We start from the raw sequence: 14461 nt of genomic DNA, 5'->3' as shown, positions 1-14461 counted from the left end.
CTGAAGCACCGGGCCGATAGCCACGGCCTGGGCGGAGCGCTGCACGGCCTTGTAGGTGTTGTTGCCGGTGTTCAGGTCCGGGAAGATGAACACCGTGGCGCGGCCTGCAACCTTGCTCTCCGGCATCTTGGTCTGGGCCACCTCCAGGTCCACGGCGGCGTCGTACTGCAGCGGGCCTTCAAGCAAAAGCCCCGGAGCGCGCTCCTGGGCGATGCGCGTGGCCTCGATGACCTTCTCCACATCGTGCCCCTTGCCGGAGGAGCCGGTGGAGTAGGAGAGCATGGCCACGCGGGGCTCTATGCCGAAAATGCGCGCGGTCTCGGCGCTGGAGAGGGCAATCTCGGCCAACTCCTCCGCCGTGGGGTTGGGATTCACGGCGCAGTCGCCGTAGACCAGCACGCGGTCCTTCAAGCACATGAAGAACACGCTGGACACAATCTTGGCGCCGGGCTTGGTCTTGATGATCTCAAAGGCCGGGCGGATGGTCTGCTGGGTGGTGGTGACGGAGCCGGAAACCATGCCGTCGGCGTGGCCCTTGTAGACCATCATGGTGGAGAAGTAGGTGGGGTCGAGCATGCGGTCGCGGGCGTCCTCTTCGCGGATGCCCTTGTGCTTGCGCAGCTCGTAGTACGTCTGCACGTAGTCGTCATACTGCGGGCTCTTGCCCGGCTCGATGAGCTGCACGCCGTCCAGCTCCAGGCCGAACTGGCTCATGCGGCTGCGCAGCTCGGCCTCGCGGCCCAGCAGCGTCACATCGACGACGCCCCGGCGAAGCAGAATGTCCGCCGCGCGCATGATGCGCTCTCCCGTGCCCTCGGGCAACACTATGTGCTGCTTCTGGCTCTTGGCCTTCAAAATGAGGTTGAACTCGAACATCTTGGGCGTGACGGTGGTGGGCTTGGCGGCCACCAGCTTGGCCCGCAACTCCGAGAGGTCCACGTGCTCCTCGAACACCCGCAGGGCCGACTGGATCTTGTTCTGATCGCCGGGTTCGATGCGGCCATACAGGTCGTACAGCACGCGCACGGTCTTGAAGGTGTGCCCCTCTGACACCAGGATGGGGATGGGTGCGCCCACCCAGCCTTCAATGAGCTTGCGCACGCTGTCTGACGGGTTGAGGCCGCCGGTGAGCAGGATGCCGGAAATATCGGGATAATTGGTGGAAAGACGAGAAGCCAAGCTGCCCAGGATAATGTCGGACCTGTCGCCCGGTGTGATGACCAGGCTGCCGCGCTCCAGGTAGTTCAGAAAGTTGCCCAGCTGCATGGCCGCGATGACGTAGTTGTCCACCAGGTTGCTGGCCATGTCGCCGCCGTAGAGCACCTTGGCGTTGAGCCACTTCATCACGTCGGCCACGGTGGGTTTGCCCAGCCGGGCTTCCTCGGGGATGACGTAGATGGGGAAGCATTCCGGGCAGCGGGTGCGCCGCTTCAGCTCCTCCACCATGCCCAGGCCGTCCACGTCCTCCACCCGGTTGATGATGGCGGCCAGGATGTCCAGCCCCTTGTCCTCAAAGGATTCAATGGTCAGCAGGGCCGAAGCGATTATCTCGTCCTGGGACTTCTTCTGCCCGTTGCACACAAGCAGCACCGGGCAGCCAAGGTTGGCCGCAATGTCGGCGTTGATGTCGAACTCAAAGGCGGAGTCCGAGCCGACAAAATCCGTGCCCTCGCAGAGGATGAAATCAAAACGGCCCTTGAGCGCGTTGAAGTCGTTCAGAATCTTCTCAAGCAGAGCCTCATGCTGGCCCAGGTTGATCATCTCCCGCGCCTTCTGCATGGTCATTGAATAGGCCTCGGAGTGGCGCATATCGAGATGGAACTGGCTCATGACAAGGTTGATGTCATGGTCCAAAGTGCTGGCCTCAGAAGCGGTGATGATGGGCCGGAAGAACGCCACGCGCTGTATATCGCGCGAAAGCAGCTGCATCAGTCCTAGGATAATGGCGGATTTTCCGCTCCGGGGCTCGGTGCCGGTGACGTAAAGAGTATCAGCCACGATGTGCTCCTTGGTTGTATAGCTCGCCTGTCAGGTCTCCCAGCGCCGGGGGTCATGAGGGGGTCTCAGGGGATGGGGGGTCCCCGGCGCCGGAAGTATACCTCTTATCTGCCTCTGCATCTATAAACGCAATTGTCTGCACGTGCGCTTGTAGAGGAGATTCGTCCCAACGGAAAGTACTGTCGGGGCTGCGCATTCGGCGAGCGCATAACCAAACTTCAGCGTTTCGACCGTAGGGCCCTAGAGTCCTTCGGCGTAAAGCTCCATGGGGTGCTTCACACTCACGCGGTCACCGTTTCTGGAAAGCATGTCCGAGATCTGGAGCATGCAAGCCGGGCAGCCCATGGCCACCACCTGCGCGCCCGTGTTCTTGATGTTGTCGCGCTTCTGCTGGCCGATCTTGGCCGACATGTCCGCATAGGCCAGCGTGAAGCTGCCGCCGCAGCCGCAGCAGGCGTCGGAAGCGGCCATTTCCGTCACCTTGTAGTGCGGGTTAAGCGACAGCACGGTGCGCGGCTGAGCGCTGACGCCAAGGGACTTCTTCAGGTGGCAGGGATCGTGAACGGTGACGGACACGGCGTCGGCGTTGGGCTCCGGGGCGGCAAGGCCCAGCTTGTCCACAACGAAGGCGTTGACGTCCATTATTTTGGCGGACAGTTCCCGCAGGGCCGCCTGTTCGCTTGCGCTCATGCCCTCAGACATCATGGGCCAGATTTTCTTCATGGTGGAGGTGCAGGTGGCGCAGGGGGTCACAAGGGCGTCGAACTTGCCTGCGGCGAACACGGCCAGATTGGCGCGCACAAGCTTCTCATAGCTCTCACGGTCGCCAGAGGACAGGGCCGGAATGCCGCAACAGGCCTGGCCTTCGGGCATGAACACTCCAACGCCGTGGTGGTTCAGCACCTTGAGCACGGCGTGCCCCACGCGGGGGAATATCTTGTCCGCCAGGCATCCGGGGAAGAAGGCCACTTTGAGCCCGCTCTTACCTGCCGGGGTGTCCATGCTGGGCACCTCCTTGTGCAGGGGCGTCTTGGCCAGGAGCATCAGGTGGCGGTCGCCCAGCACCGGCTCCAGAAACCTGGAGCAAGAAGAGCCGATGATATCGTTCACCGGGCTGGTGAAGAGGCCTTGGAACATGGAGGCCATGCCCAAAAGCCTGTTGAACAGCTTGGGCTTGACCAGCATGCCGCGGAAGATGGCTTTCTTGACTGAGGACAGGCCCAGATAGCCGGTAAGAATGACGCGGGCCTTGAGGAATATGTCCAGCGCCTTGACGCCGCTTGGGCAGTTGGCCGCGCAGGAGCCGCAGAGAAGGCAGCGGGTGACCTTGTCCTGCACGCCTTGGGGATCCTTGACCAACTCATGGGCCAAGCCCTCCAGCAAGGCTATCTTGCCGCGCGCCACGTCGGCCTCGCGTCCGCTTTGTCCGTAGATGGGGCACACGGCCTGACACATGCCGCAGCGCATGCAGCCCACAAGCTGGTCGTCCAGCTCGCCGAGCAGTCGGAGCAGTTCTTTCATCTCGCTCATGGCTACTCCCCGATGATCTTGCCGGGATTCAGAATACCCTTGGGATCAAGGGCTTTCTTGAGGCGGCGGGAGAACAGGACAGTGGCCTTGTTGGTTTCCTTCTCCATGTACTTGCTCTTGGCAAGGCCGATGCCGTGCTCGCCGGACAGGGTGCCGCCAAGGGACAGCGCCACGTCGAAGATTTCGTCGATGGCGGCCTCCACGCGGTGCCACTCTTCCTTGTTGCGACGGTCGGTGAGGATGGTGGGATGCAGGTTGCCGTCGCCCGCGTGGCCGAAGGTGCCGATGGTCAGCTTGTACTTGGAGGCGATGCCGCCAAGGGCGTGCATCATGGCCGGAATCTGGCTGCGGGGCACGGTGGCGTCCTCAAGCACAGTGGTGGGGGAAACGCGCGCCAGGGCGGAAAGGGCCGCGCGGCGGGCCTCCCACACTTTGTTGCGCTCGGCGGCATCCTTGGCCACCTGGATGCGCAGGGCGCCCATCTGCTTGCAGATGGCCTCGACCTTCTCAGCCTCGTCAGCCACCTGGCCGGGGTGGCCGTCCACCTCGATGAGCAGCAGAGCCTGGGCGTCCACGGGCAGCCCGGCGTGGGCGAAGTCCTCCACTGTGCGGATGGTGAAGTTGTCCATGAACTCGAGTGTGGCGGGAACGATTTTGGCGGCGATGATGGCGGCCACGGTTTCGGAAGCCTTGGCCACGTCGTCGAAGATGGCCATCATGGCCTTGGCCGCCAGGGGCGGCGGGGTGAGCTTGAGGATGAGCTTCTCGAACACCCCGAGGGTGCCCTCGCTGCCCACCATCAGACCGGCAAGATTGAGCCCGGTGACGCACTTCACCGTGCGCGAGCCGCTCTTCACAAGCTCGCCGTCCACGTTGAAGAAGTCCACGCCCATGACGTAGTCCTTGGTGACGCCGTATTTGAGGCCGCGCAGGCCGCCTGCGTTCTCGGCCACGTTGCCGCCAAGGGTGGAGACGGCCTGGCTGCCGGGGTCCGGCGGATAGAACAGGCCGCGCGCGGCCACTTCGGTGGCGAACCTGGCGGTGAGGACGCCCGGCTCGACCACGGCGTAGAGGTCGGCTTCATTGATTTCAATAATTTTATTCAAGGCGTTGGTCAAAATGACCACGCCGCCCTTGCTGGGAATGGTGCCGCCGGAAAGGTTGGTTCCGCTGCCGCGAACTGTGATGGGCAGGCCGTTGTCGTTGCAGAGTTTGACCAACTTGCCCAGAGCCTCGCGCGATTCGGGCCGCACCACCAGGGCGGGCATCACAGGCTCAAGCACAGCGGCGTCATAAGCGTAAGAGAAGCGATCACTCTCGCTCTCCATGACGTTTTCCTTGCCCACCAGGGCCTCAAATTCCTTTATCAGCGCGTCATTCATGCTGGAGTCTCCTCTGGGTGGCTTCGGCGGATCAAGGGGACCGCCTCTTGTGCAGACATAGGCAACTTGCGTGCCACAGGCAGCTTAAAATAAACAACATGAAATTCTGGCATGTTATGGCAATTGCGGTACAATCAGCTCGCTGCTGTCCGATTTTCAGGACAACTCCCAAGGAGCATGTCGTGCGTGATTCTGCCAACTGGCCCAAGCAGGCCGGGGGGATGAGCAGTAATTACGCGAATGCGCTCTGCAAGCTAACGGCAGGGATGTGTCCGAAAAATCAGACATCCCCGAAGTCCAGCGTCAGGAGCCTACGCCAGGTCCATCAATGGACAGACCCCACTTCTTGAGCAGGGCGTAGAGGTGCGAGCGCGACAGCCCGGAGGACTCCAAGGCACGCTGCACATCTCCTCGCGCACGTCGCACGAGGGTCTCCATATAACTGCGTTCAAGGGCTTCCTTGCAATCCTTGAGGGGCTTGGTGAAGAACGTATCAGCCTCGTTGCCGCCCGCATACTGCTGCGGCAGATCGGTGCGTGGAGCCTCCGCGCTGGTGGCGTGCTGACTGTTCATGCCGGCTGGGGGCGGAAAGTGAGCAGAACTGACAGTGGCGGCCACTGACGATGCCGCAGGCGGAGGCACGGGCAGAGGGCGGTTGGGCGGAGGCGAGGCGGTCTCGCGGCCCCGGCCCAGGTGGGCCTTGGCCACCCGGATGCGGACATCCTGCGGCAGGTGCATGGCGAAGAGCGTGCGCTCCGGGCCTGCGGCCACGAAGGCGCGCTCCAGAACATTAAACAGCTCCCTGACGTTGCCCGGCCAGTCGTAGCCTTCCAGCACCTGAAACACGTCCGGGTCAAAACCCTTGAGTGGCGCGCCGTACTGCTCGCACAACTGCCCCACGCGGAACACGCACAGGGGCTTCACGTCCTCCAGTCGGTCGCGCAGAGGCGGAAGATTGATGGATATTGTCTTGATGCGGTACAGAAGATCGCTGCGAAAGCCGCCCTGCTCCACCATCTGGCCCAGGTCGCGGTTGGTGGCGGCCATGAGCCGGAAGTCGCTCTCAAGTTCGATGTTTGCGCCCACGGGACGGAAACGGCGCTCCTGCAGCACGCGCAAAAACGCCTTCTGCAGATTGATCGGCATCTCCCCCACTTCGTCCAGAAACAGGGTCCCGCCGTCGGCCAGCTTCACCAGGCCCACGCGGTCGCTGTCCGCACCGGTGAACGCGCCCTTCTTGTGGCCGAAAAGCGTGCTCTCCACCAATGTTTCCGTAAGAGCGGCGCAGTCCACCACCACAAAGGGCTTTGCCGCGCGGACGCTGTTCGTGTGGATGGTGCGGGCGATGAGCTCCTTACCAGTGCCGGTTTCGCCATTGATGAGCACGCTGGCGTTTGTCCCGGCAGCTCCGGCCACGGCGTCGAAGCACGCGCGCATGGGCTGGCTCTTGCCAACCACGTCTTCCAGGCGCAGGGCCACGGGTGCGCAAAAACCGCGCTTGCCCGTGCGGTATTTGAGCGCGCGCTCCAGAGTGAGCATGGTGTCTTTGATGGGCGAGGGCTTGAGGAGATAATCCCAGACGCCGCCCTGGATAGCCAGTTCCGCGCCGTCGGGGTCGCCCCGGCCAGTGAGGATGATGACTTCGGGCGAGTCCGGCAGGGCCTTGATCTCGGACAGGGCGTCCAGGCCGTTGCCATCGGGCAGGCTCACATCGAGAAAGGCCACGTCCACATCGCCCTTGCGCAGGCGCACGATGCCTTCGCGGAGGGTGCCGACGGCTTCCCCGCTCATGCGCATGCGCCGCGTGAGGCTCAGGAGCGTTTCGCGGACTTCGGCGTCGTCATCGATGATGAGAATGTTGCCCATGCTGCACTCCGAACTGCGGTTTGTGCGCTTGGTAGCAAACTGCGGGCCAGACCACGCAAAGGGGGGGCAAAAGCCCCCCCCGCACGCAGGTCTGTATATCTGACTAGGGTACTTGGCCCCCGGCGTCAAGCCAGGTTAGCGGCCGTTCGAATTGTAAGCGGAATTGCCGTTGCCCTGGGGACGGGAAGCCCCCTGGGGACGAGCGCCCTGTGCGCTCTGGCCGGGGCGGCCGGAGCTGGGACGGCCATACCCGGGGCGGCTGCCGCCGGCGGGCTTGTCCGCGCCGTAGCGCGAGCGATCGCCATAGCCGCGGGCCGGGCGGTCAGCGGCGTAGATGTCGTCGCCGGGCTGCGGGCGGTTGCCGTTCGCCTCAGGCCTGTCCGATTTTTCGGACGAGAGCCAAGCGGACTGCGGGCGGGCAGCCGGACGGGACTGCGGACGCGAAGCGCCGTAGCCGCCGCCTCCACCGCCGCCGCCACCGTAGCCGCCGCGGCCACGTTCCATGATCGGACGGTTGAATTCCTTGTCAGCAGCGGACGGGCCTTCATTGTAGTCAAAGCCGTCGAGCTTCTTGCGGTTCAGGGGCTCGCGCATGAGCCGCTCAATGGCGCGCACCATGGAGACGTCTTCGCCGGTGACGAAGGTATGGGCCTCGCCGCTGCGCTCCGCGCGGCCAGTGCGGCCAATGCGGTGGGTGTAGGTCTCCGGCGTGCTCGGCACGTCGAAGTTCACCACATGGGAGATCTGGCTCACGTCGATGCCGCGGGCGGCGATGTCTGTGGCCACCAGCACGCGGAAGCGGCCGGAGCGGAATCCGTCCATGGCTTCCTTGCGGCGGTTCTGGGAGAGGTTGCCCTGAAGCGCGGTGGCTTTGTGGCCGGTCTTCTCCAGGTTCTCGGCCAGGCGCTTGGCGCGGTGCTTGGTGCGGGTGAACACCAGCACGGAGCCGTCCTTGTTGCGGTGCAGAAGCTCAAGCAGCAGCTTGGTCTTCAGGTGGTGCGCAACCGGGTAGATGGCGTGGCTGACGGTCTCGGTGGGGGCGTTGTTGCCAACGCGCAGGGTCTCCGGGTCCTTCAGGATGTCGTTGGCGAGGCTGCGGATGGCCTCGGGCATGGTGGCCGAGAAGAGCATGGTGTGGCGCTCCTTGGGGAGGCCGGCCAGCAGCTTCTTGATGTCGGGCAGAAAGCCCATGTCGAACATCTGGTCGGCTTCGTCGAGCACCAGAGTTTCGACGCCGGTGAGGTCCACCGTGCGCTGGCTCATGTGGTCGAGCAGGCGGCCCGGGCAGGCCACGACGATGTCGGTGCCGTTGCGCAGGGCGTTGATCTGACGGCTCATGTTCACGCCACCGTACACGGTGGTGCTGCGCACGCCGGTGGAACGGCCCAGGTCAAGAGCGGCCTCGTGGATCTGCTCGGCCAGCTCGCGGGTGGGCGCCAGGATGAGGGCGCGCACCTTGCGGCGGGGGGCAGTGGACGGGCGGCTCAGAAGCTTGGCGATGATGGGAAGCAGGAAGGCGGCCGTCTTGCCGGTGCCGGTCTGCGCCAGGCCCATAAGGTCGCGTCCTTCCATGGCCGCCGGAATGGCGCGCTCCTGGATGGGCGTGGGGGTGGTGTAACCGAGCTTGGTGATGTTGGCGAGAACGGAAGACGGAAGGCCGAAGGAATCAAAAGTCAAAGTAAGTCCTTTGTAAAGAGGGGGCCGCGCAGCGCACAAAAGGCGCACCAAAACGGCGGCGAAGAGCTTATCAAGTGGCGGACGCTGCGGGCCGGGACCGGATGGCTCAATCGGGGCGTATGTCGATTCGGCGTGGGTACTGAGGATTTTTCAGGCGGGCTGTGCAGCATTGCCGCGCCTCTCAAGAACGTGTGCCGTGCCGGGGATTGCCCCCGGACTCGGACTAAGTAAGGGGGATGCGGGGGGATGTCAAGGGGTTAATCACCGGGCCTCAATATGCCCTCACCCTTGCCTTATGGACATCAATCAACATATCTGACGCTATTTTATAGGGTTTCCCAGTAATTCTTTGCAAGTGGGAAGCCAAACCTAGTCCGTAATAACGAGATTTCTGACCATTAAATCCGTAACTTCCATGAACATTAACGTTCGTATTATGCGCAGCAACAATGTGTCCCTCTTGCTGTGGGGTCAGGGACTTGATTTCTGGAAGTAACCTCGCGAGAATGTTGCTATTATCCCAGGTCGAGGACGAGGCTACTTGTTTGACATATGCGTCGACCATACCGGGGCTTTCAATGAGCACCCCGGCAATCTTTTCAGCAGCATCATCCCAACCACAGCGAATGGCTTGAATTTCACCTATAAAACCATAAGGGTCCCGTCCAATTTTCACTGGCAGGATCTTCACCCCACGACCCAAAGCAAAACCAACCTCCTGGTCTGTCCAATAACTGTCGTGAAAGCCCTCAGATAAAAGGGCTACGAGCACATCCATCGTGCCTAAAGCTTTCTCAATTTCTGCCTGCCATTTTTTTGTCGGATGAATATCTTCATGCGCAACAAAGCATGACGCTCCATAGTTTTCAAGCGCAATTTTAACTTTAGATGTTTCGATTTTAACTTCACTTTTGTGGCTTAGGAATACACGGAAATAGCCAGACCTCCAGATGCGCGCTTGTTCAGTTACTGTTACCATAAGTTGAGGGGAAACGATAAGACCAGTTTCTTTCCGCCAGTCACCCCCACCCGTAGGCTCGAATTCCAAAAAGACCTCTGCAATGTATTCATTAGGGATATTGTGCAACACATTAAGACGTTCACGAAACAACCGCTGAACATCATCCTTTCTAGGTATATTTTTAAAAAATATACTTTCAGGAACCTTTAAATATACAGCATGACCATATGTCCCGCCATTCCAATTGTCATATTCGTACCCTTCAACGACATGGACCTTGGCATTTGCAATTACTGCTGCATCTCCTTCAGCACCTTCAGAAAGGAGAAGCTTGCAAAGTGCCCCAAGATAACCGTCAACCTCTTTCGCCAACGCCCTTTTCGGTTCACTGGTGCCCATCTTAACTCCTTACAGAATTCCCAGGCTGTCAAAGCACAACGACACGAGTCTTCCCGCATCGCCCATCTTCTCCCCTAAATCTCCTCCCCCAGCTCCCCTAAAAACCTCCGCATCACCTCCACTCTCCGCTCCGCTTCCAGCCTGCCCGCAGCGGTCTGCATGCTGGCGGCGGTTTTGAAGAGCTTGCGGTAGAAGTGGTCGAGGGTAAACAGGCCGTCGTCGGGTTCGCGGGTGGTGCAAAAGGGGTCAACGGCGCTGTAGAAGGGCCGGTTCATGGTGCCGGAGCACGCGAAGCAGCGCGCGATGCCGATGGCCCCGATGCCGTCCAGCCGGTCGGCGTCCTGCACGACCTTCGCCTCCAGCGTTTGCGGCGCGATGTTCGCGCTGAAGCTGTGCGCCTCGATGGCGTGCCCGATGGCTTCAAGGAGGCCGGATTCGGCCAGTGTGGCGGCATAGCCAATGTCCTTAAGGTAGGCGCACGCATCAACAGCGGCCAGGCGCGAGGCCTCGCTGCGGCGCGGGTCGTCCTTGGGCACCACCACGTAGTCGTGCAGCCACGCGGTCGGAATGACAACGCGCAGGTTCGCGCCCTCGGCAACGGCTATGCGCTTGGCAGTGGCCACCACGCGTTCCAGGTGCAGCAGGTCGTGGGCCGGGTCGCAGGCCCCCTCCCCAGCCAGACGCTGGGCCAAATGCGCGCGCAGGGCCGCTTCCAGCCGGGCCAAGGACTTCTGGCAATGGGCATCAGCCTCCGGGTGGCAGGTAACGCCGAGGAAGCGTCCTGGGCTCATCTATTTGCCCCCGTCCACAATGACCATCTTGCCCTTCTTCTCGCCCTTTTCGAGCATGCGCTTGAGCTCCTTCTGCCACTTCGGGCCGCCCAGCTTCTCGGCCAGGTGTTCTGTTGTGTGCAGCACCTCGTTCTTGCGGTGCATCTGCATCAGGCAGCGCTTCACGCCGATCTTGCACGAGGGGCAGCCCACGAGCACGGGCGTGTCGCGGTCCGGGCGCTTGGAGTCTGGCCGGGCGAGGTCGCTGGCCAGCTGCTCCTTCTTGCGCGCGCGGATGCGGTTGTAAATGTCCGGGCTGGTAAGCGCGCCCAGGCCGGACTCGCCGCAGCAGCCGGGCGAGAGGCGCACGCTGGCCCCAAGCGCGTCGGCCAGGGCCTTGCGGTAGATGTCCGGGGCCTTGACCTTGGGCACGTCCACCCATTCCGCGTGGCAGGCCGCGTGATACAGCAGCTTCTCGCCCTCGGTCTTGGGAATGTTCAGCCTGCCCAGCAGGAACTGCACGATGTCCAGGTGCTTCAGCGGCTCGGAAAGCTCCTGGCTGAAGTCATAGGTCTCGATGGACTCGCGGCAGGTGCCGCAGCTGGTCACCAGGGTGGTGGCCTTCATGCCTGCGCGCCCGGTGGCGATGAGCGTGTCCAGAATGTCCTGAATGGTGCGGTGGCGGTTGGCGTTGTAAGCCTCGGTGCAGCCGCTGGACAGCAGCGGGTAGCCGCAGCACAGGTGCCTGTCAGGCAGCACCACGTTCACCCCGGCCTTGAGCAGCAGGTAGACGCCCGCCATGCCGATGTCGTGGCTGAAGAGCCCGGCGCCGCAGCCGGGGAAGTACAGCACAGTGTCGTCAAAGGGAGCCGAGGGCGTGCGGAACAGCGACTGCTCGCGCAGGTTCAGCTCCTGCGACAGGTTGCGCAGGTCGACGAGGGGGCCTGGGCCCTGCATGGCCGGACTGGACAGGCGCTTGCGGAAGTGTCCGGGCACAAGCCCGATGACGCTGTTGGCAGCGGCCTGCCCCAGGGACAAAAGCTTGGCCACGCGGGGAAGGTGCCGCGAAGGGTCGTCGGCCAGGCGCGTCAGCAAAGCGCTCTTGATGGGGTGGCCACCCTTGCCCTTGTATTCCAGGAACGAGCGGATCTGCAGCGCGTTGGCGGCGGAGTCGATCTTCACCGGGCACACGGCCTTGCATTTCCCGCAGGCCGTGCAGTGATCCATGATGCGCCGCAGTTCGTCCAAGAGCGCCGGCGAGGGCTCGCCGCCCTGCACCTGGGAATAGTAGATGGCCTCGGTGAGCGCGCCCAGGCTCAGGTTCTTGTTGCGCGGATGATACAGCAGGCCGCGCGCGGGCGAGTACATGGGGCACACCTGCTTGCACTTGCCGCAGCGGGTGCAGGTCTGCACGTTGCGCAACAGCTCAATCAGGTTCTCCTTGTCCTTCAGCGCGGTCTTCTGCAAATCGCCGATGAGCCTGTTGAAGGAGAAGGTATAGGGCTCCACGGCCAGAATGCGCCGGGTGAGCTTGCCGGGATTCAGCACGTCCTTGGGGTCCACAATGCGCTTGTAGGCCGCCAGGGCGTCTATCTTGGCCTGGGACAGGAAGCCGATCTTGGTGATGCCGATGCCGTGTTCGCCGGAAATCTCGCCTCCAAGCTTCAGCACCTCGGCGAAAAGCTCGTCCACGGCCTCGTAGGCCTGGGCCATCATCTCGGCGTCGTTGGAGTTCACCGGCACGTTGACGTGGCAGTTGCCATCGCCCGCGTGCATGTGGTTGGCGATGACGATGCGCTTGGCCTGAATTTCCTGGTAAATGGCTTCAAGGTCACGGTCGAGCTTGGGATACTTGTCCTTGAGCTCGTGGAACAGCATGCGAACCTGGCTCGCCAGCTCCTCGTCCGAGAGATCGCCAGCCGTGGTGCGCTTCTTCAAAATGAACAGGCAGCGTTCGATGCCGAAGTCGATGTCCGGGTCGTCGAAAGCGATTCCGGGCAGCTCGCGCACCTTGAGCAGGGCCTTGCGCGCGATCTTGGCCATGTAGACCAGGTTCAGGTTCTCCAGAAACTCCGCGAAGCCGGGAATGGCCGCCATGGGGATGACCACGTCCTCGTTGATCTTGAAGCCCGAGGTGCGTTTGGAGATGGCCGAAAGCTTGTGCCGGTCCTCCCAGAAAAGCTCGGCCTCCTTTTCGTCGCGCGCGGCGAAGATATCCACGCCGGGATACGGCTGGGCGATTGCCAGCACCGCGTCAACCGACTCGGACAGGGCGTTCTCGTCGTCGGAATCCAGTTGCAGGATGAGCACGCTGATGGGGTCGCCCTCATACTGGACGGACTTCTTCTTGTACTCGATGGCCTGCACGTACTTGGTGCCGAATTCCTCCAGGGCGCTGATCTTCACCATGTCGCCCTGGTTGCGGATGGCGTCGCGCAGGCCCACCACGTCGCGGATGACGTACATGGCGTTCTTCATGCTGCGGCCAAAGAACTCCAGCACCAGCACGCGGGAGTGCTTGGGCCGGTGGTACAGGGTGAAGGTGCAGGTGGTGATGATGCCGTCCACGCCCTCCTTCTGCACACCCGGCAGGCCGCCCAGGTACTTGTTGGACACGTCCTTGCCCAGGCCCGCGCCCCGCACGTCGGTGCCCGCCAGGGTAACGGTGTCCTTGAGCCGCCCGCTTTCGTCCAGAATCTCGAACACGGCGCTCTCGCCCTCAAAAATCTTGTGGCCGGGGTGGTCCTTGCGGCGCACGGTGATGACCTCGCCCGTGGGCGTGACCATCTCGAAGGAAGAGATGTTGTCGATGGTGGTGCCATACTCGAAGGCGAAGGGCCCGCCGGAGTTCTCGGAAATGTTGCCGCCAAGGGTGGAGCCCGCCTTGGAGGCCGGGTCCACGGTGAACAGCAGGTCCTGCTCGGCGGCGGCCTTGATGGCGTCGAGGGTGATGACGCCAGCCTGGGCCGTGAGCAGCATGGTGTCTGGATTCACGTCGACAATCTTCTTGAACCGCGCAAGGGACAGCACGACGGAACGCGAGAACATGGGGATTGCGCCGCCGGTGAGGCCGGTGCCGCCGCCGCGCGGAATGACGCCAAAGGCCATTTCGTTGGCCAGCAGCACAATCTTCTGCACCTGCTCCGTGGTTTCCGGGAAAAGCACGAACAGCGGCAGCTCCAGGCGCAGGTCCGTGGCGTCGGTGGCGCACTCGATGCGCGTGTTGGCCGCCTCGCCGATGCCCTCGGCGGGCATGAAATCCTGCAGCCGCGCCTTGAGCTCGCGGGCAAAGGCCTGGTCGGCCTCGTAACGCTCCCAGAAGGAGGCCACGGCACCGGCCAAGAGGCGCGGAAACTCGCCGGAAAGCCCAGGCCGGGCGATGGAGAGCTTGCGGTCCACGCTCTCGCGCACCAGGCTTGCGTCCACAAAGGGGTTGTAGCGCACCAGGAACAATTCTGCGGCCAGGCTGGTGGCCAGCTCGCGCACGTTGTCCGGCCACTGGGCGAAACCGCCCTCTTCCGGGCTGGCGGTCAGTCCCAGCACGCGGGTCAGGATGCGTTCATCGGAAATGGAAATATGCGGGCCGATCAAGGGCATGTGGCTATCATCTCCAAGGGGGGAGGAAAGGTTGCGGGGGTTTTATCGCGTTCGCGAGGCCCGGAATATAGGTCGCGCCCGGACGCTTGGCAAGTGCGGCCTGGTCAGGCCCGCCGCCAGGGTTCGCGGCGCGCAGCAAGCGGCAACGACGCATCCAACGCCCGATTGCCCTGTAAAGCCTGACGAAACGCTGGACGCTTCACCCCGCTGGACAGGCGGAGCCACTCCGGTTAAAGAAAGGGATTCTACTGAAGTAACCATTTGTCCGAACATTCTTCTAC

8 protein-coding genes are annotated in these 14461 nt (G+C 62.5%); all 8 read right to left on the bottom strand.

What is annotated here, in order from left to right:
• On the bottom strand, window positions 1-1998 hold a 1998-nt coding region (gene pta, locus Q8O35_RS01200; protein WP_305569560.1), incomplete at its 3' end, for a phosphate acetyltransferase.
• A 240-nt stretch (window positions 1999-2238) separates the two neighbouring features.
• The gene (locus tag Q8O35_RS01195) at window positions 2239-3528 is read right to left on the bottom strand and encodes a (Fe-S)-binding protein (protein WP_305569551.1); all 1290 of its coding nucleotides are present in this window, start codon (window positions 3526-3528) and stop codon (window positions 2239-2241) included.
• 2 nt (window positions 3529-3530) lie between these two features.
• The gene (locus tag Q8O35_RS01190; RefSeq protein WP_305569549.1) at window positions 3531-4910 is read right to left on the bottom strand and encodes an FAD-binding oxidoreductase; all 1380 of its coding nucleotides are present in this window, start codon (window positions 4908-4910) and stop codon (window positions 3531-3533) included.
• Between the two features lie 303 nt (window positions 4911-5213).
• On the bottom strand, window positions 5214-6776 hold the full coding sequence (locus Q8O35_RS01185; protein WP_305569547.1) for a sigma-54 dependent transcriptional regulator: 1563 nt from the start codon (window positions 6774-6776) through the stop codon (window positions 5214-5216).
• A 135-nt stretch (window positions 6777-6911) separates the two neighbouring features.
• On the bottom strand, window positions 6912-8453 hold the full coding sequence (locus Q8O35_RS01180) for a DEAD/DEAH box helicase (RefSeq protein WP_305569541.1): 1542 nt from the start codon (window positions 8451-8453) through the stop codon (window positions 6912-6914).
• Between the two features lie 271 nt (window positions 8454-8724).
• Window positions 8725-9813 (bottom strand): toll/interleukin-1 receptor domain-containing protein, encoded by a 1089-nt coding sequence (locus Q8O35_RS01175; protein ID WP_305569533.1) that lies wholly within the window; start codon window positions 9811-9813, stop codon window positions 8725-8727.
• Between the two features lie 74 nt (window positions 9814-9887).
• Window positions 9888-10604, bottom strand: a complete 717-nt coding sequence (locus Q8O35_RS01170; RefSeq protein ID WP_305569531.1) for an HD domain-containing protein — start codon at window positions 10602-10604, stop codon at window positions 9888-9890.
• The gene (locus Q8O35_RS01165) at window positions 10605-14180 is read right to left on the bottom strand and encodes an FAD-binding and (Fe-S)-binding domain-containing protein (protein ID WP_305569529.1); all 3576 of its coding nucleotides are present in this window, start codon (window positions 14178-14180) and stop codon (window positions 10605-10607) included.
• Window positions 14181-14461: the final 281 nt, after the last annotated feature.

The sequence above is a fragment of the Humidesulfovibrio sp. genome (genome assembly GCF_030689645.1).
Taxonomy (GTDB): domain Bacteria; phylum Desulfobacterota; class Desulfovibrionia; order Desulfovibrionales; family Desulfovibrionaceae; genus Humidesulfovibrio.
Note: the sequence above shows the minus strand (reverse complement) of the source record. Positions and strands in the feature narration are given on the sequence as shown.